A 19,510-nucleotide genomic window follows, 5' to 3' on the forward strand; every position below is an offset into this window, starting at 1 on the left:
TTGTGTGAATGTGGTGTAGGAACCTTCATTCTACACGAATCCGGCCATGGGCCATTTTTTATTTATTTCCCGTAGGTGTCGCACTTCATATTACAATCCGTCAATGCAAAAAGTGTGAAATTCAAGTGTGTTTGGTACAATAAAAATAGCAAACTCGGCGTTTGTGTGTTGCAGTTATAAGGAAAGTCCATGTTTATGCTACCGAATTGCCGGACACATACTTTGATCAGAAAGAAGGTTGGAAGGATGGACTTGTGGTTTACGGAGAAGCAGACTCCCTCTTTCGGTATTACAGCAAAAATCAAACAAACCTATGTCTCTGAGAAAACAGATTTTCAGGATCTGGCAATGATCGAGACAGAGGAATTCGGCAATATGCTTGTTCTGGATGGCATGGTGATGACAACGGTTAAAGACGAATTTGTATATCACGAAATGGTAGCGCATCCGGCGCTGAATACACATCCGAATCCGAAAAAGGTTTTGGTTGTAGGCGGCGGCGATGGCGGCGTTATCCGTGAGGTCATCAAGCATCCTGAAGTGGAAAAAGCCATATTGGTTGAGATTGACGGTAAAGTCATTGAATATTCTAAAAAATATTTGCCTGAAATTGCGGGGAAGTTGGACGAGCCGAATGTGGAAGTGCTGGTCAATGACGGTTATATGCATATTATCGAGCACAAAAATGAATACGATGTGATTATGGTCGATTCAACAGAGCCGGTTGGTCCAGCAGCGCCGCTATTCGAACGCGGGTTCTACCAAGGTATTTTTGAGGCGCTGAAGGAAGACGGCATTTTCGTGGCGCAGACGGATAATCCTTGGTTCAAGGCTGACCTGATTCAAAAGGTCAACAAAGATGTAAAAGAGATTTTCCCGATTGTACGTGTGTACGGTGCAAACATTCCAACCTATCCGAGTGGTCTTTGGACATTCACACTGGGCAGTAAGAAATATGACCCGCTTGAAGTGGACGAGACTCAAATTCCGGAAATGGACACCCGTTATTACAGTCCGCGCCTGCACAAAGCGGCGTTTGTACTGCCTAAATTTGTAGAAGATTTAACGAAGTAAACATTTTAAGAAGCGTCTTAGTGATCTTTATGCCCAGTACAGGGCGAAAAGAGCGCTATAGACGCTTTTTTGTATGAAACCAGAGTGTATTAGGCATGAACATATAGTGGACACTGAATTTCCTTTTAAGATAAAAGAAGGAAATTTAAGGGTGTATGTAGAACATACAAAAAACCAGACATTAAACAGATTTGTACTATCGACAGGGGAGGTTTGGTTATGGAAATTCATAAATTGGCAATGTACCAAAGAGGAGGAGACTTTTTTGATCAGACGCTCTTTTTATTACCTATGGGGATCTCAGACGATCTCTAACGCAGCAGATATTATCTATATGTTGAGTGTGGTGGTGTTGGTATTCAGTGCAAGTAATTCCTTAATGACGACCATTTTAATTCCGTTGTTCCGATTGTCGGCTCAAGTGGTTAGTGGGCTTGTAGCACCGATCGTGCTCGGTCGATTTCGGCTGACGCAGGTTCTGCTATTTTCCCAGTTTGGGCAGTTTGTCATTTTTACACTGCTGCTGCTTTATTTATGGATTGTACCTGAGCAAAGGTCGTTTCTGTTTATTTTTGTGATGGTATTTGGCATGTCTTTTTTGGATGGATGGACCAATCCTGCGCGTAATGCGCTTGTACCCCGTTTGGCTACTGGCGAGGGACTCATGCGAGCTAACGGTATGGTAGCGGTCAGTGATCAGGTGGTCAAGTGTGCAGGCTGGGCGTTGAGTGGAATGATTGTCGCTTGGCTGGGTTCCTTGAACACGCTTGTAATCGCATCCTGTTGTTATCTCGTGGCTGTAACTGTCACGTCCTTCATTCGTGATCCGCTGGATCCAAAGGAATTAAACTCCGCATCTTCAAAGTCCTCAGCAGATGTAATAGAACCCGCAAAGGAAAAGGAGAAAGACTCCCAATGGAAAGAGCTTGGGGAAGGATGGAAAATTATCTGGCATAACCGTCGTATTCGTTCTCTGATGATTGTCGATAGCGTGGATAGTATTGGGGGAGTCTCCTGGCTTGGCGTATTTATTTTGGCGTACGTTAGTCAAGTACTGCATCGGGATGCGAGCTGGTGGGGCTTTATGAATGCATCCTTTTTCTCCGGTACCATTTTGGGTGGATTGATTGTGGTTGGCTTGGTCAAACGATTGCAAAAGAACAGCTTTTTGTACATGCTTGGGGCATTGCTGGTATATGTTCTGATTACCATTGTATTTGCGCTGAATACCATTCCCGTGGCTGCGCTTATTCTTTTTGCTGTGTCAGGTTTACCTGTTCAAATGGCAGGTATTATTCGCCGCACCTTGCTGCAAACCAGTGCACCGGCAGCCCAGCTGCCCAAAGTAATGGCAGGAATTGATGTGCTTACCAATCTCGCTTTTGGTCTGGCTTTATTATTTATGGGCTGGTATGCTGACCGATTTGGTATGGTGCAGGTGTATTTGCTGGCTGCGGCTATGACTACCATTGCTGTTCTGATCGGCTGGTGGTATCGACGTGACTTTCAGGAAGACGAACCTATTGATCATCCAACCGCTACGGGAGCAGGAATTTAAGATTGGTGTTCTCGTTAGGCATGATATCATTCATTGGATGACTACATAATTAAATGCAGGTTTAAAATCGACTGTGACGATTGGGGAGAAAGTCTGCCATTTTCGTTCAATTTACAGGAACACCACTGGAATACGTTGACGGTGGTGTTCCTTTTAAAATTATATAGTACGTCTGCTGATCGGGATGCGCCATTCCTAATGTCAGACCCGTTTGCTCGTAAGATATGTTTTGACGGAAGGAGGAGTATAATTAGTGAATTTATGTAGGATTCCTTGTGGAGTCGTATCCGTAATTACCATCGAACGATATTTTTCCTGCATAAATTGTTCCGCGGCCATACGATCAAACAAGGAAATAAGATGATCGTAATAATGGTTAATATTTAAAAGCCCACATGGCTTTTCATGCAAGCCTAATTGCGCCCATGTGAAAATTTCAAAATATTCCTCCATCGTACCTGGACCACCTGGTAAAGCAATGAAACCGTCCGCAATCTCTGCCATTTTAGATTTGCGTTCGTGCATGGAATCAACAATGATTAATTCGCTCAGGCCATTATGTGCAATTTCACGGCTTTGCAAAAAGTAAGGGAGCACACCAATGACGCGACCTCCTGCATGAAGTGCTGCGTCAGCCACTGCACCCATTAGACCCACATTTGCTCCTCCATAAACCAGGCTTATTTCCTGTTCGGCAAGTGCCTTGCCTAGAGCAACAGCATGCTCTCGATAAACCTCAGACGCTCCATTACTGGAACCGCAAAAAACAGCGATACTTTTCATATGAGATTCTCCTTATGTATATCTTTTTGCAAGTTTTTGCTGGTGTGTTTGAAATATATCCTCCAAGGTGATGTCATACTTGTTGGCGATCACGATGAGATTACCCAGTACGTCTCCAAGTTCTTCGGTTAAATGTTCCTTGTTCTCCTCGAATGAACCGTCGATCTCATCTGGCCGGTCTCTGCCAATTTCCAGGGCGCGAATAGCTCTCGCAACCTCCCCCGTTTCCTCTGCCAGGAAACCGATTCGGACAAAGATATCCAAGTCTGACCAGTTTCTATCCTGATAATATTGCTTTACCCACTTTTGAAATTCATTAATGTCCATATTCAGCCTCCCAACTGCAACTCCATGCATAAATGTTGGCTACTCACAAAACCATAAGGTTTAGATGGTATAGAAACATTTGTTCGTGTTTTTATTATATAATATAAGGTGGGATTTATCAAAGAAAAATAAAAAAGCCAATTGCTTAAAAAGCAATTGGCTTTTTTAAAGACGTTGAGCTTATTGATGTGACCGTATCTGCTCAGCCTTTTTAAGCCGTAGTGAACTGGCTGTTATAGAGCGAGGCATAATGGCCGCCGCTGGCGAGCAGTCCTTCATGGGTGCCGCTTTCGACGACATCGCCGTTTTTCATGTATAAAATCAGATCCGCTTCACGGATGGTTGATAGCCTGTGAGCGATGACGAAGCTGGTGCGTCCGTCGATCATTTTCATGAAGGCCTTTTGGATGCGGGCCTCTGTAAGGGTATCTATGCTACTGGTTGCTTCATCCAGAATGAGCATAGGTGGATCGACGAGAATTACTCTCGCGATGGTAAGCAGCTGCTTTTGCCCTTGTGACAGGCTGTCGCCCGACCCGCTGATGACCGTATCGTAACCATGAGGCAGGCGCTTGATAAAGCCATGCGCATTAGCAGCTGTCGCAGCCGCAATGACTTCTTCGTCCGTGGCCTCTGGCTTCCCATAGGCGATATTGTCACGAATCGTTCCGCTGAACAGCCATGTATCCTGAAGCACCATGCCAAAGTTAGTCCGCAGGCCATCCCGGCTCATATCGTTGATATTCACTCCGTCGATGGAGATCGAACCGCTGTCCACATCGTAAAAGCGCATGAGCAGGTTAACGAGTGTTGTTTTGCCTGCACCGGTCTGTCCGACGATAGCTACGCGAGTGCCCGGTTTGACCTCCAAACTAAAGTTCGTAATAAGCGTTCGTCCCGGATTATAGGAGAATTTTACATGATCAAACAGAATCGTGCCTTTACTGCGCTCCAGCTGCACGGCGTTCGGTTTTTCCGGTTGTTCCGGCGGCGAATCCAAAATAGCAAATATACGCTGGGCAGAAGCTGTCGCAGCCTGAAACTGCGTTAATACCCCTGTAATTTCATTAAAAGGCTTGGCGAACAAATTGGTGTAAATGAGAAAGCTCGACAAACCGCCTACCGAAATTCCACCCAAAATGATCGAAATACAGCCAATCATAGCGGTGACTGAAAAAGTCATGTTGTTGACCAATCGGGTGGAAGGGTTGGACAAAGATCCGTAAAACTGTGATTTCACCCCGGCTTGGTACAGCTGTTCGTTTCTGGCGGAAAATTCCTCAAACGAGCGCTTTTCATAATGAAAGGCAGTCACTACCCGCTGTCCGCCGATCATTTCCTCCACATATCCGTTCAGGCTTCCTAAAATTTTGGCCTGCTCGCGGAACATGCGTTGCGATTTTGTAGTAATGAACCGTGCAACGCCATATGTGATGGGGGCAGACACCAAGACCACCAGCGTCATCACCGGACTGATATACAGCATGAGTACAATCGAACCAATAATGGTAATCAATCCAGTGATCAAAGTGGAAAAGCCCTGCAACAATCCATCCGACACGGCATCCATATCGTTCACAAAACGGCTAATGCTATCTCCTTGTGGATGATTGTCATGAAAGCTTAGCGGAAGGATATTAAAATGATCGAATAACTCCCGTCGCATATCATTTACAGTCTGAAAAGCAATGCGGTTCGTCAAATATGTGAGCAGCCAGCTAAATAGACTGCCTACAACATATACAATGCCTAATCCAAAAAGAATCAACGCAATGCCTCTAAAGTCTACCGCTCCTTTATTCACCATATGGTCGATAGCCCGACCAATCATATAGGGCCCGATCAGACTGGCAAGCACGCTGAGAATCGCGCTGACGATAACCCAAAACGTTGTTGATTTATATTGACCGACATAGGTTAATAATCTTTTCCAGGTTTCCTTGCTACTCATTGGTCCACCTCCTGCGTTGAGAGCTGGGAGCGATTAATTTCCTGGTATACTTCCGAGCTGCTCATCAACTGATCATGTGTGCCGCTCCCGACAATTCGGCCTTCATCAAATACAATGATTTTATCGGCATGCTGTACACTGCTTACTCGTTGGGAGACCAGCAGAACAGTCATGCGAGAGCTATTTTCCCGTAGCGATTTCCGGAGGGCAGCGTCAGTTGCGAAATCAAGTGCGCTTGAGGAATCATCCAAAATCAGAATTTCCGGATTGCCTACAATAGCTCTGGCAATGGTAAGTCGCTGCTTTTGCCCGCCTGACAGATTAAGCCCTCCTCGGGTGATCGGGGCATCGAATTTTTCCGGCAAGTTGGAAATAAACTCATCCGCTTGCGCAATGGCTGCGGCCCTGGCGACATCCTCATCGGTGGCGTGTTCACGCCCCCATCGGATATTATCCGCTATAGTCCCCGTGAACAGCAGGGCCTTTTGGGGGACTATCCCGATTTTCTGCCGCAATTGCTCCAATTTATAGTGCCGTACGTCCATGCCATCGACCTGTACGCAACCCTCCACTGCATCATAGAAGCGGGGAATGAGATTCACAAAGGTGGATTTCCCTGAGCCCGTTCCTCCTATGATCCCAACTGTTTCACCGGGATAGATGTCTACCACTATGTCACTAAGTGCCAATTGTCCTGTCTTATTGTAGCCAAAGGAGACGTGATCAAAAGAGATGGCTGGTACAGGACTGTTCTTACCTGTCTCTTTCCTGCTAATAGATGTGGAAGGGTCAGAATCGGAAATCGATGCTTCCGTATCCAGAACCTCCTGAATTCTCGCTGCTGAAGTGGCTGCCTTGGTGAACAGGATAATAAGATTCGTCACCACGATCAGGGCCAGCAAAATTTGCGTAATGTAATTAATAAACGCAATAATCTCTCCTTGAGTAAGAGAGCCATATTGGATATGGATACCGCCGATCCACAGGATGGCAATAATAGCTCCGTTGACCACCAGTAAGGTGGCTGGGCTCAGCAGAGCAGAAATACGTCCGACACGAATGGCGGTCTGGGTTAGATCATCTGAGGCGGTATTGAACTTTACCCGTTCAGCTCCTCTTTTGGCAAATGCACGTATAACCCGTACTCCTGTGAGATTCTCGCTTAGCACCAGAGCAATTTTATCGAGCTTCTTCTGGTATAGCTGGTACAGGGGAGAAGCCTTCGTAATGACCACATACAGGATCACAGCCAGAATGGGCGTAGCCGCCAATAGCACCAAAGCAAGGCGGAAGTCCAATATCATCGACATAATGATCGCCCCGATACAAATGAAAGGAGCACGAATGACCAGACGAATCAGCATCGCCACAGCCGTTTGAAGCTGATTAACATCATTCGTAATTCGGTTGATGAGAGAGGGCGTCCCAAATTTATCGAGATCCGCATAAGAAAACGATGAAATATGCTTAAACATGGTGTTGCGCAGTGTGGTTCCGAATCCTTGGGAAGCACGGGCTGCGTAAAACTGGCACACGAGAGAACTGCCAAAGCCCAGAATAGTCATGAGCAACATCAACAGGCCCAATTGCCATACATAATGGGTATCTCCCCTACCGACGCCATGATTAATCATTAAAGCTACCATAGTAGGCAGTAGCAATTCCAGAATAGCCTCAATCAGTTTAAACAGAGGCCCAAGAATCGTTTCCTTTTTATAGGGTTTCAAAAAAACAGCAAATTTCAGCAAATAAACCATCACCTAACCTGAATATTGTATAAAATTTTTCCTAGTGCAATTGCATATCTGAGTATAATTATGGCATATCCCTAACCATATGAAAAATATTTAATATATATTAGAGATATAGGTTTCACATATATCAGAACCGGAGGTTCATGATGGAATTAAGGCATCTCAAGTACTTTTTAGCGATTGCCGACGCCGGACAGATTACAGCGGCAGCCAAAAAACTGCAAATTGCACAGCCTCCCTTAAGTCAACAGCTTATGCAGCTGGAGGAAGAGCTTGGTGTAAAGCTTGTGCATCGAGGCTCACGGAGCATTCGATTGACAGAGGCCGGAATCATTTTACGGAACAGAGCCAAGCAAATCTTGGAGCTGACGGATGCTACGACCAGGGAAATGAATGATTTTGCCATGGGGATGAAGGGGACGCTCACCATTGGAACAGTCTCTTCCTCTGGAGCAACCCTGATGAAAGACAGGCTTTCCGAATTTCATAAAACCTATGCGGGTGTAAAATTTGAAATTCATGAGGGAAATACCTTTAGGATTCTCGATCTTTTGAACAAAGGGATTATCGAGGTCGGTATTGTCAGAACCCCCTTTAATACCACGGATTTAGGATGCAGATATGCCGAATCCGAGCCCATGGTAGCAGTAATGACGGAAGAACATGATTGGAGTCCTGAACAGAAGACTATTTCATTGGCTGAGTTGAAGAACAGACCACTCATTATATATCGCCGTTTTGAGCAATTGATCCACAATACCTGTATGAAGCACGGCTTTGAGCCGAACATCTTTTGCAAAAATGACGATGCCCGCACCACGCTTCATTGGGCCAACGAAGGGCTGGGTATTGGCATGATTTCGCGCTCCGCTTTGTCTTTGGGCAGCAATAATCATTTAATCGTTAAGGAAATTAGCTGTGAAGAATTGCACACACGAGTGGCGGCTGTCTGGTTGAAGGATAAATACATGTCTTCATTGGCTTCCCGGTTCATTGAAAGTTTTAGCGAGGCATCCCGTGCAGCCGACCTACAGTAGTTGAATTTTTTAAGTGTGAAAGCATCTTTTTGTAAAAACTCATTTGAATTGCAATCGGGAACTGGATATAGTAGTACAGTAGGATAGCGATAGAATGGAGTTTGAACACATGCCACACAATGCAAAGGTTCGAATCCGTCTTCATAGTCATCATGACGGAGAAGATGTGGTACAGGAGCTTCCTGGAGAAGCAATCGTTCGCGGGAAGCATCTATATATAAGGTACGAAGAGCCGCAAGAGAGTCCAGAAGGCGGTACGACACGGAACACAGTCAAAATTGGACCGGACGAGCTAAAGCTAATTCGCCACGGCGAGGTACAATCAGAGCAGTCGTTCGCGCTGGGACGCAGGTTGCCTGGATTTTACCGCTCGCCTTATTTAAACCTGAACATGTCTGCGCATACGCAGAAGCTCGATATTCGGATGGATGGTTTCACCGGACATGTGAGCTGGACCTATGATCTGTACGTATTTGAGGATTTCTCGGGGCATTTTGCCATCAGTTTGCATATACAGGAGGAGCAACAATCATGACAAGCAATCCACTGGAACTTATTAATCAAAAGGTAACCTCAGCAATCGAGGCAGCGGTGCTGGCGGCCGGAATCGTGAGCCGCGAAGAGCTGCCGACTATTACATTGGAAGTACCTAAGGACAAGTCACACGGTGACTTAGCTACCAACGTAGCAATGCAGCTCACTCGCATTGCAAAGAAGAACCCGCGTCAGATCGCTGAAGATTTGATCGCAAATATGGACCTAGCTTCCGCTTCTATTGAAAGTGCGGAAATCGCCGGACCAGGCTTTATTAACTTTCGCCTGAACAAGAGTTACCTCTATGCAGTGATTGGACAAGTACAGGAGCAAGGAGCAGATTACGGTCGTGTACACGTAGGTGCAGGCAAAAAAGTACAGATCGAATTTGTCAGCGCCAATCCGACCGGTAGTCTTCACTTGGGCCATGCACGTGGCGCAGCTGTAGGGGATGCGCTCTGTAACGTGCTTGATTTTGCAGGATATCAAGTTACTCGTGAATATTACATTAATGATGCGGGGAATCAGATTTACAATATGAGTCGTTCCATTGAGGCGCGTTATTTGCAGGAGCTGGGACAGTCTGCGGAGATGCCGGAGGACGGATACCATGGTGAGGATATCATCGGTTTTGCGAAGGAACTGGTGGCTGAGAAGGGCGACTCTTTGTTGTCCATGGAACCGGGAGATCGTGCTGCATTTTTCCGTGAATACGGTTTGGAAAAGGAACTGAATAAGATCAAGCGTGATCTGGAGCGGTTCCGTGTACCTTTTGATTCCTGGTTCAGCGAAACATCACTGTATGATAATGGTGAAGTACTTAAAGCGTTGAATGAGCTGCGTGACCGTGAGGAAATTTATGAAAAAGACGGGGCGACTTGGCTGAATACGACCAAGTATGGCGACGATAAAGACCGTGTATTGATCAAAAATGACGGCACTTATACGTACCTGACTCCGGATATTGCTTATCACCGCGACAAATACGCTCGTGGCTATGACACGATCATCAACATCTGGGGAGCGGATCACCACGGTTATATTCCGCGGATGAAGGCGGCAATGGAAGCACTGGGCAATGACCCGGATAAGCTTAAAGTGCTGATTGCCCAAATGGTCAGCTTGTTCCAAAACGGGGAAAAAGTAAAAATGTCTAAGCGTACTGGCAAGGCCGTAACGATGGAGGATCTGATGGAAGAAGTAGGCGTAGACGCGATCCGTTACTTCTTCACCATGCGCAGTATGGATTCACATCTGGATTTTGATATGGATTTGGCGATTTCCACCTCCAATGAGAATCCGGTATTCTACGTGCAATATGCACACGCACGTGCATGCAGCGTATATCGCCAAGCCGAAGAACAGGGGATTGCTGTGCTGCCATTGTCAGAAGTTGACTTGTCCAAGCTGACGGCTGAGCATGAATACGATCTGTTACGCAAAATTGGCGAGTTGCCAGAGGAAGTATCGGTGGCAGCTGCAAACTTTGCGCCGCATCGTATGATTCGCTATGTCTACGAGCTGGCATCATTGTTCCACAGCTACTATAAGGCAGAGCGTGTCATCACAGAGGATGCCGCTCAAACGCAGGCTCGTTTGGCGTTGTTTGGTGCGGTTCGCACGACCATTGCCAATGTTCTGAAGCTTGTGGGTGTGTCTGCACCGGAACGTATGTAATTAAACAACTGCAACGTATTGACCTTGTAGTCATATGTATAATAATAAAAGGAACCGTTCGTGCTGCCCTCTACAAGGAGGCTCGTTCGGTTCCTTTTTTAGGTTGGAGTACTTTTTAGGTATGAGTAGTTTAATAGCGTTCCAGTACCAGATTCGTTTTGAGGGAATCGGCGGGAATCAGCCATCCTTTGGATTGCAGCAGGTTAATCAGCTTGGTTCGGTTGCTTGCGGCAACATTGTAATCCGAAGTTTTGAAGGAAATTTCGATGATATTGTCAGTACCCGATCCGTTTGCGCTACGAATAGGCCATATTTCAACATCAGTATCCAGGCCCTGAAAGCTGCCCTCATATTTGCTGACCTCTACAGGACCGCGTACTCTGGAGTTTGCCAAGGTTTGTTTACCCCAATTGCTGCTTTTCCAGTTCTGCAGCTTGCCCGGAAGATTATCCTGCAATTGTTTTAAGGCTTGATTCGGGGAAGGCAGAGATAATCCTTTGGAGGCACTCGTTTTCCTATCATTGGAAAAGCTTAGTGTCTGCTTGTTGTATCCCCAATCCACCTCAGCCTCATAATTATCATCGGAGGCACTGAATCCTTCCTTATTCGCTTGGGTAAGTGCTGCGTCGATATTCCCGTCTGTGACCGTATAGCGTTTTTTGTAGGTTAATTCATAATTCTTTTTGTCTTCTTTCTTGCGAAATCTAACGTTCCAACCCTCGTCATTCAGTTGCAATGAGTCTGTGTCAAAATACTCGACCTTTAAGCGTTGCGCTTCCTCGCTGATTTGGAACTCATTTACGATGCCGTTTTTTAAAGAGCCATCCGCGTTGAGAACCTGAGCTGTATCCAGCAGCAGTTTCACCTCATAGCTTGGCGTGGCATTGGCAGCGGCTTGTACAGGCTCTGCTCCTTTCCATCCTGTTGCGAGCAGCACTGCACTCAGAGTTACTACCGACATGAATTTGGTGATACGATGGCCTGTTTTCATTTCATCCTCTCCTGTTCGTCCGAATGGGTTACACGTTACACTTTACGGGGGGGTTGTCAGTCGAATGTCAAAGTAAGATGGTATTCTGGTTAAAAAATACCATATTTTATATATGACAGCCAATATTTAATCTTGGTTTCATCCTAAATATTCAGTGAATCTGTGGATCAGCGCGGAGCGATGACGATCTCTGTTGCTGACCATATAAATGTGCCGCTCAACAGGCTGCCCCGGAATAGGCCTTACAACCAGTAAACCCCGCTCAACCTCTGATTGAACAGCAAGACGTGAGACAAAGGAGATGTGTTCTCCTAGCATAACCGCCTGTTTGATAGCTTCCAGTGAATCCAATTCCAGATAGGACGGAAGCCGGCGTCGTCCGCGCTCCAGCCATTTGTCAGTCACATGGCGTGTACTTGAATCTTTTCCATGCAACACAAAAGAGGCTGAAGCGATACGCTCGGATGTCAAATCGGTTTCGCTAGCGAGCGGATGAGTGGGTGAGCAGATAAGCACCAGTTCATCCTCTCCCAGGGATTCTGAGAGTAGCGTTGGGGATTGAAACGGCTCTGCTGATATAATGCCGAGGTCAATTTCGTGGCGAGCGAGCATGTCCTTGATCACGGGCGCTGTTTTCACGGACAAGGCGATGTGAATACCCGGATGCTCGCGGGCAAACCGGTGCAGCACGGCAGGCAGCAGGTAGGTAGCGGGTACATAGCTTGCACCAATACGTATACTTCCTCGTTGGAGCGTATCAAACTCACGGACGACTCGCTCAGCCTCTGCCGCAAGTGCATTAATCTTGGTGGCATAGTGCAGCAGTGCATTTCCGGCATCCGTCAGGATGATTTTGCCCATACGTGTATCAAACAGCTTGACTCCGAATTCACGCTCCAGATTTTTCATATGGAAAGTAACAGTGGGCTGCTTTAGACCGAGAAGCTCGGCTACGGTGGTGATTTTGTGGTGCTTGTTCAGCAGCTCTACAATATGTAACTTCAGAAGACTTAAGTTCACTGAGAATGCCTCGCTTTCAGGTTAATCGAGCAATCTATTCGTTGGGCAGCAGCATCAATCGCCTCTATATAGATTAAATCTATGAGTGTTAACACAATTCATTGAAATAATTAATTTTGTTTTAACTTTCCAATAACACAGGTTGCGAATTCAAGTTTTACACTGGGGTCAGTCACAAGAACAGGCAGGTAATGCGATGAATCAGGATCTATATATTCGTGGATTAAGTAAAACCTTCGGCCAAACCACCGCGCTGCACGAGACGAACCTGGTCGTACGACGAGGCAAGTTCACCACACTGCTCGGGCCGTCCGGCTGTGGGAAGACGACGCTCTTGCGCTTGATTGCTGGTCTGGAAACACCGGATACTGGCACAATCACGATGGGAGAGGAAATTCTCTTTTCAGCTGAACGCAAAAAGGATATTCCCGCACATCTTCGCCACTTTGGTATGGTCTTTCAGGATTTTGCGCTGTGGCCGCATATGACAGTGTTTGAAAATGTGGCCTTCGGCCTGCGAGCGAGCAAGCGGGGTAAAGGGTCTGTTAGCGCACAAGGGAAGGAACTACGGGACGTAGTGCTGGAGGCGCTCGATAAGGTGAGGTTGTCAGGGATGGAGGATCGCTATCCCCATCAGTTGTCTGGTGGACAGCAGCAACGGGTATCTTTTGCAAGAGCAGTTGCTACCCGGCCTCGACTGGTTTTATTCGACGAGCCGCTTAGTGCACTGGATGCTGTGCTGCGGGAAGAGATGCGCATTGAGATGATATCGCTTGTGCGCGATCTGGGGCTGACCGCCCTATACGTCACCCATGATCAGATCGAGGCCATGTCCATGTCTGATGAAGTGGTAGTTATGAAAAGTGGACATATTTTGCAGACCGGAACACCAGAGGCGATCTATAGTCGCCCAGCTCATCCAGAGGTGGCAAGGTTTATCGGTAAATCCAACTGGCTTGAGTTGGAACGGATATTATTTCGGCCTGAGCATGTCCGTTGGGGACAGGAGCAAGCAGATCAGCACACTTTTACAGTAGAGATTCTACATGTCAGCTATGTTGGCGATCGTTATGAAATCCGTCTACTAGCTGAAAATGGCGAGCAATGGACTGCATATCATTTCACCCGTTTGCAGATAGGCGAAAAAATGCGTATTTGGGTATCACCGCAATACATCCATCAACTTGGAACATAGTGAAAAGGGGTATACAGAAGATGATGAATAGAAGTGGTTTTCGTGCAGGATGGAAAAAAGGGGCTATGCTTGCTTTAACATTGACTTTTGGGTTGGCTGTGGCAGGTTGCGGAACCGCTACGACAGCGAAGGATGGCACGCGAGCAGATGGGACAGCAACACCAGCGGCGTCCGCTGATCAGAAGCTGGTTGTTTACAGCGCAGGTCCGGATGGCTTGGCAAAAAAGCTGGTGGCCGGGTATGAGGCACAGAGTGGAGTTAAGGTAGAGTTATTTCAGGGAACGACAGGTAAGATTTTAGCCCGCATGGAAGCGGAGAAGACGAATCCAGTAGCAGACGTGGTTGTGCTGGCATCGCTTCCGTCTGTACAGGGCTTGAAAAAGGAAGGACTCACGCTCCCCTATCCGGATGCCAAAAATGCGGACAAGCTAAACCCGGACTGGTCTGATAAGGAAGGTAACTATTTCAGTACCGGTGCCTCTGCTCTATGTATTGCTTATAACACGAAACTGGTGAAATTCCCGCCTACTTCTTGGGCCGACTTGGCGAAACCTGAGTACAAGGATCAGGTTAACATCCCCGACCCATCGCTGTCTGGCTCGGCCTTGGATTTTATGACAGGCTATCTAAGTGCTAAGGGCGATGGAGGCTGGACGTTGTTCGAGCAGTACAAGGCTAATGGTGTGACCATGGCTGGTGCCAATCAGGAAGCACTAGACCCCGTGATTACCGGAGCTAAAGGAGTAGTCGTCGCTGCGGTCGATTACATGACTTACAAGGCTAAAGCCAAAGGCGAGCCGATTGACATCGTCTATCCGACAGAGGGAACGGTCATAAGCCCACGTCCTGCTGCCATTCTCAAGTCCACACAACATGAGCAAAATGCCAAGGCATTCATTGATTATCTGTTGTCAGACGAGGCACAAAAACTAGTAGCAGATGCCTCCCTACTCCCTGGACGTACGGATATCAAAGCTGACAATCGTGCCAACCTGGACGAAATCCCATTGCTGAAAACCAATTGGGAATGGATGGGCGAGCATGGTTCAGACGTGACGGAGAAGTTCACGCAAATGTTCAAATAAGCCGATGGGAAGTTTGTCTGTTAAACACATCAGGGGCTGGTCTGTGGCACTTGCTCTGATCGCGCTTCTTTTCCTCATTTTGCTGCCATTGCTGCAAATCTTCATCCAAAGTGTCTATGTTGAGGAGAAAATTCAATGGGCGGCGCCTTTTCGAACGTTAGCTGCTTCTCAATTTGTAGGAGTGCTATTCGACTCGATTTGGCTAGGCATCTGTGTGATCGCAGGAACGACCATCCTTGCACTTCCACTAGCCTGGATCATGTCCAACACCCGACTCGCACATTGGCGCTGGTTGGATGTCGTGCTGCTGATTCCGTTTATGACCCCGCCCTATATTGGGTCCATGGGATGGATTCTGTTTATGCAAAAAAACGGGTATCTGGAGCAGTTGTTCCCGGACCTGCGCTTCTTAACATCTGCCTTTTTCAGCCTGGGTGGCATGGTGATGATCATGAGTCTGCATCTGTTTCCATTCCTATATCTGCTGCTGCGCGGAGCGCTGGTGAGGATTGGCGGCAGTCTGGAAGAGGCGGGGGCCGTCATGGGCGGAGGCTTTCTGTACAGGTTCCGTCGAATCATTTTACCCTTGCTGCTATCGGCATACGGAATGGGCGCGTTGCTTATTTTCGTTAAAACGATTGCCGAGTTCGGTACACCTGCTACCTTTGGGCGACGTATCGGGTATGAGGTCATGACTTCTGAAATTCACAAATATATTTCCAGCTGGCCTATTGATTTTGGCAAAGCGACGTCCATGGCCTCGGTGTTGTTAACGGCCTGTCTGCTTATGTGGTACGTGCAATCGGTGATCAACCGAAAGTTCACATACAGACTGGTAGGGGGTAAAGGTTCGCGGTCTTCCCGTCTGCGTGTATCCAGCTGGACTACAGGACTGAGTGTCACATTCATCCTATTGCTGCTCATTGCGGCTATTGGTATCCCTTACTTTTCAATTGTCGCGGCCTCCACCATGAAGCTGCGGGGAGTTGGATTGGCATGGAATAACCTTACACTCGGCTATTATAAGGAACTGCTGTCGTGGGGTTCAGAGAGTATGGAGGCACTGCTGAACAGCGTATTCCTCTCTTTGGGTGCATCGACGCTGGCTGTGGTGCTGGGCACATGGTTTGCGCTTGTCATCGGTAGCTCACACACGACAATCCAACGGACTGTTGATGCATTCAGCTTGCTTCCGAATACTGTGCCGGGAATTGTTATGGTGGTTGGCCTGATCTTGTGGTGGAACTCGCCGTGGATGCCGATTCCGTTGTATAACACATACGGCATGGTCGTTTTGACGTATGTTATTTTGTTTATCCCTTACACGGTTCAGTATGTCAAAAGCGCCTTTACACAGGTAGATCATACTCTTTTTCAGGCGGGGCAGGTATTTGGCGGGCGTCCGTCTTACATATTCCGCCGGATTATACTACCGCTGATTGTACCGGGGATGCTCGCTGGTTGGATGATGACCTTTACCATCGCTTCACGGGAACTGGTAGGATCATTGCTGATTTTACCGCCATCCGTCCAGACGTCTGCAACCTATATATTTGCCCAGTTCGAGCAGGGACAGGTATCACTCGGTATGGCAATGGCTGTTATATCGGTTGGGTTGACCACGTTGCTGCTGATCTTAATGGAAAGCTTAAACTCGCGAAGAAAGTGGAAATGATGATGACCAAGCTTAGAATTTGGGGCGGAGCGGGCGAACATGGCCGCTCCTGTTATGTTTTTGAAGGAAAGCAGCATCGTATCATGCTGGACTGTGGCGTGAAAAAGGAAGGAACGGGGCAGTATCCGGTTTTTCCACCGCAGATGGCGAAGGGACTAACTACTGTATTGCTGTCTCATGCACATGAGGATCATTCCATGGCGCTCCCCTTACTGTACAAGTATGGATATCGGGGGGAGGTCTGGACGACCAAGGCTACCGCTGAGCAGTTAGGCTCCTATTTTCGCTCGTGGCGTACTTTTGTTGAATCGAGAGGCAGCCAATTGCCGTACAGCGAACAGGATATACAATCCATTACCTATCGCTATCTGGAAGACGAAGCGCCGTCAGGAGTGTGGTATGAAGCTTGTCCGGGTGTGAGAATCCTGTGGGGACGCAGTGGACATCTGGCTGGTGCAGTGTGGTATACCGTAGAAATAGAAGGGAAGCGATTGTTCTTTTCTGGAGACTACAGCCGTGAATCTGAGCTTCTTGCTGCCGATGCACCAGACTTGTATACGGAGGAGGGCATAGGTATCCTTCCTGAATGCAAGCCTGAATCCACTCTAGTGGACATATCCATCATGGACAATGCCTATGGCATGGATATAGACCCGCAGCCTGTTAAACTGGAGCGGCTGAGGGTCGAGATGGAGCAGATACTATTGTCTGGTGGTCATGTGTTGTTGCCGGTGCCTGCTTTTGGCAGAGGACAGGAGCTGACCGTGTGGGCCAGTGAGCAATTTCCCGAGCACACAATAATTATAGAGCCTGACCTATGGCAAGGGTTAAAACAGTTAATTCGCTGGAAAGAGTGGCTGCGACCGGAAGCTCTCGCACGAATATTACATGTGTTAAATAGTAGCAGGGTGTTTGTGCCTCGTGATGCAGCTGAACGAGTAAGTCTGCTGGAACAGAACACGGCTACTATAATCGTAACAAGAGATGGCATGATGGATTCCCCGCAGGCGCGTTGGTATTATCAATATCTGTCGAATATCCGCAACATGTTGAACGAGATGGATAGCGAAAAAAACATTAGGAACAGTGTGATATTGACTGGGCATGCCTCGAATGGCTCTTTTGGAAAGCATCTATTGGAATGTACGGACTCCAATGACATCTGTATCGCTCGGCATTTAATCTACAAGGTGCATCAGGGATTATCGGATGTGAGGCAGATGTTGAAGAATGTGCCCAGCAAACAGGTTGTACTCGTTCATGCACCAAAACTGCAAACCGACCTTGTACGAGATGAGTTAATAAGAGAAGGAAATCATGGACATGGAGGTCCTGCCAGAGAAGTTCATTCTTTGGAGCCAGGCGCAACGATAGAGGTTTAGTATCATCAGATGGTGATTCACTTTGTGCCCTCCTGCATCAATCGGAAGGCATCCACTTCTCCAAGCTTGGTGGAGATGGAACTGCGTCCGGCACTTTTGCGAAGGCGTAGTGGTGTGGCGGTGCGCTTAAGCAGCGCTTTAATTTCCCCAGGCTCCAGTTCCGGTCTCAGTGAAAGGAGGAGTGCGATACTCCCGGTCACATGGGAAGTAGCCATAGAGGTGCCGCTCATTTCATGATGCTTTCCATGGATCCACGACGATCTGATCTTCTCGCCAGGTGCATACACGTCTACGAATTGCCCCCGATTGCTGAAAGGTGCGATACGTCTGTATTTGTCGGTAGCTCCGACTGATATCGTCTGGGAGTAGCGGGCTGGATAGTCAATGCTTCGACGCTTGCCCTCATTTCCCGAGGAAGCTACGATTACAATGCCGTTATGATATGCTTTATTCACCATATCAAGCAGTGCCTTGCTGCGCGACTTCATACCAAAGCTCATATTAATGATATCGACACGATTTAATACACACCAGTCGATACCAAGAATAATGTCAGAGACATAGGCGGCTCCATTATGATCGAATGCTTTTACAGGATGAATTAAAGCCCGGGGTGCTACGCCAACCATACCTTCGTCATAATTGGATGCTGCGATAGTTCCAGCAATATGAGTACCGTGACCATTATCGTCATAGGGTAACATGGTCCGGTTCAACAAATTGATACCTCTGGCAAGGGAATAGCGAAGATCAGGATGATGAAAATCTGCCCCTGTGTCGATTACACCGATTCTGACCCGATTCCCTGTCGAGGAAGGCCAAGCCTTGTATGCACGTACCTGTTTGACTCCCCATGGCATGGAAAGACTTTTCTCTGCTTTCGGTATATATGCCGTTTCTGCATGAACCTTAATGCGAGTATCTTCTTCAACGGTAACACCGTGGTGATATTTACCCAGCCTGTCTCCCCCTGAAAGCGGAGCGATGAGAGCACGGATTAGCCGAGCCGGTTGCACTTGTCGTAATCCAGCTAGCTCAGGTTTCAGCTTTTTGAGATAGGACAGGCATTCTCGGTATTGGTGAGGCTTATCGAACGTGATAATCTGTTTGTTCCGTCCACTGCCGGACGGCTCCGAAATACCCTCATGCAAACGCTGCAAAAAATCCGGATAGTCCATTTGAGACGGTCCCCCTCCGATGAGCCATGCTGAGGTATTGTATGAGCAAGCGTCAGCTGCGGCATGGGGAACTTGCCCCTTTTTTATGGAAATAGGCCTGCTTGTCGTGTCAAAGTAGCGGTGGACACATACGATACATGGAGAGCATAAGCTCTTGTGCAACAACTTTGGGAGGCCTCTCCCGGAGCGGGTACAGTCGAAGGCGGGGGGAACCCCGTCTTTTTTTACGTGTGCCGTCTTGTGCAGGGGGATTCCTGGAAATTATGACGATACCCATGTTTAACTTGCA

16 protein-coding genes are annotated in these 19,510 nt (G+C 47.5%); 9 read left to right on the forward strand and 7 right to left on the reverse strand.

The window, feature by feature from the left end:
- Positions 1 to 246 precede the first annotated feature (246 nt).
- Positions 247 to 1,074 (forward strand): polyamine aminopropyltransferase, encoded by an 828-nt coding sequence (speE, locus tag FKV70_RS24460; protein WP_142614846.1) that lies wholly within the window; start codon positions 247 to 249, stop codon positions 1,072 to 1,074.
- A gap of 265 nt (positions 1,075 to 1,339) precedes the next feature.
- Positions 1,340 to 2,632 (forward strand): MFS transporter, encoded by a 1,293-nt coding sequence (locus tag FKV70_RS24465; protein ID WP_142614847.1) that lies wholly within the window; start codon positions 1,340 to 1,342, stop codon positions 2,630 to 2,632.
- Positions 2,633 to 2,833: 201 nt separating this feature from the next.
- Here the strand turns inward: FKV70_RS24465 and FKV70_RS24470 are convergent, their stop codons facing one another.
- The 4 genes from FKV70_RS24470 to FKV70_RS24485 all read right to left on the reverse strand — a co-directional run bounded on the left by FKV70_RS24470 (position 2,834) and on the right by FKV70_RS24485 (position 7,441).
- Positions 2,834 to 3,415 carry an LOG family protein gene (locus tag FKV70_RS24470; protein WP_142614848.1) on the reverse strand — a complete coding sequence of 194 codons (582 nt, stop codon included), beginning with the start codon at positions 3,413 to 3,415 and terminating at the stop codon, positions 2,834 to 2,836.
- Positions 3,416 to 3,427: 12 nt separating this feature from the next.
- Positions 3,428 to 3,742 carry a MazG nucleotide pyrophosphohydrolase domain-containing protein gene (locus tag FKV70_RS24475; RefSeq protein ID WP_049825437.1) on the reverse strand — a complete coding sequence of 105 codons (315 nt, stop codon included), beginning with the start codon at positions 3,740 to 3,742 and terminating at the stop codon, positions 3,428 to 3,430.
- Positions 3,743 to 3,953: 211 nt separating this feature from the next.
- Positions 3,954 to 5,693, reverse strand: coding sequence for an ABC transporter ATP-binding protein (locus FKV70_RS24480; RefSeq protein ID WP_142614849.1), 1,740 nt, complete (start codon positions 5,691 to 5,693; stop codon positions 3,954 to 3,956).
- The gene (locus FKV70_RS24485; protein ID WP_142614850.1) at positions 5,690 to 7,441 is read right to left on the reverse strand and encodes an ABC transporter ATP-binding protein; all 1,752 of its coding nucleotides are present in this window, start codon (positions 7,439 to 7,441) and stop codon (positions 5,690 to 5,692) included. The genes FKV70_RS24480 and FKV70_RS24485 overlap by 4 nt, the downstream gene beginning before the upstream one ends.
- A 152-nt stretch (positions 7,442 to 7,593) precedes the next feature.
- Here FKV70_RS24485 and FKV70_RS24490 point away from each other — a divergent pair, with 152 nt between their 5' ends.
- The 3 genes from FKV70_RS24490 to argS all read left to right on the forward strand — a co-directional run bounded on the left by FKV70_RS24490 (position 7,594) and on the right by argS (position 10,695).
- Positions 7,594 to 8,484, forward strand: a complete 891-nt coding sequence (locus FKV70_RS24490) for a LysR family transcriptional regulator (protein WP_142614851.1) — start codon at positions 7,594 to 7,596, stop codon at positions 8,482 to 8,484.
- Between the two features lie 94 nt (positions 8,485 to 8,578).
- Entirely contained in the window at positions 8,579 to 9,019 is a 441-nt protein-coding gene (locus FKV70_RS24495) for a YwiB family protein (RefSeq protein ID WP_013368761.1), read from the forward strand.
- Entirely contained in the window at positions 9,016 to 10,695 is a 1,680-nt protein-coding gene (gene argS / locus FKV70_RS24500; protein WP_142614852.1) for an arginine--tRNA ligase, read from the forward strand. The genes FKV70_RS24495 and argS overlap by 4 nt, the downstream gene beginning before the upstream one ends.
- 130 nt (positions 10,696 to 10,825) lie before the next feature.
- Here argS and FKV70_RS24505 read toward each other — a convergent pair whose 3' ends face one another.
- On the reverse strand, positions 10,826 to 11,686 hold the full coding sequence (locus tag FKV70_RS24505; RefSeq protein WP_142614853.1) for a hypothetical protein: 861 nt from the start codon (positions 11,684 to 11,686) through the stop codon (positions 10,826 to 10,828).
- Between the two features lie 138 nt (positions 11,687 to 11,824).
- Positions 11,825 to 12,706, reverse strand: coding sequence for a LysR family transcriptional regulator (locus tag FKV70_RS24510; RefSeq protein WP_142614854.1), 882 nt, complete (start codon positions 12,704 to 12,706; stop codon positions 11,825 to 11,827).
- Between the two features lie 196 nt (positions 12,707 to 12,902).
- On the opposite strand from FKV70_RS24510, the gene FKV70_RS24515 reads away from it, so the two are divergent.
- From FKV70_RS24515 to FKV70_RS24530, 4 genes are read left to right on the forward strand one after another with little or no spacing between them, the layout of a single operon-like run.
- A complete protein-coding gene (locus tag FKV70_RS24515) occupies positions 12,903 to 13,901 on the forward strand; it encodes an ABC transporter ATP-binding protein (RefSeq protein ID WP_142614855.1) in 999 nt (332 codons plus the stop codon).
- 20 nt (positions 13,902 to 13,921) lie between these two features.
- Positions 13,922 to 14,986, forward strand: coding sequence for an ABC transporter substrate-binding protein (locus tag FKV70_RS24520; protein WP_142614856.1), 1,065 nt, complete (start codon positions 13,922 to 13,924; stop codon positions 14,984 to 14,986).
- Positions 14,987 to 14,990: 4 nt separating this feature from the next.
- Complete coding sequence (locus FKV70_RS24525) at positions 14,991 to 16,661, forward strand: ABC transporter permease (RefSeq protein ID WP_142614857.1); 1,671 nt, start codon at positions 14,991 to 14,993, stop codon at positions 16,659 to 16,661.
- Positions 16,658 to 18,043: an MBL fold metallo-hydrolase gene (locus tag FKV70_RS24530; protein ID WP_142614858.1), complete on the forward strand. Its 1,386-nt coding sequence runs from the start codon at positions 16,658 to 16,660 to the stop codon at positions 18,041 to 18,043. Before FKV70_RS24525 ends, FKV70_RS24530 begins: the two co-directional genes overlap by 4 nt.
- A gap of 17 nt (positions 18,044 to 18,060) precedes the next feature.
- Here the strand turns inward: FKV70_RS24530 and FKV70_RS24535 are convergent, their stop codons facing one another.
- Positions 18,061 to 19,221, reverse strand: a complete 1,161-nt coding sequence (locus FKV70_RS24535) for a S8 family peptidase (protein WP_064795670.1) — start codon at positions 19,219 to 19,221, stop codon at positions 18,061 to 18,063.
- Positions 19,222 to 19,510: the final 289 nt, after the last annotated feature.

It is taken from the genome of Paenibacillus ottowii (assembly GCF_006874425.1).
Classification (GTDB): Bacteria; Bacillota; Bacilli; order Paenibacillales; family Paenibacillaceae; genus Paenibacillus; species Paenibacillus ottowii.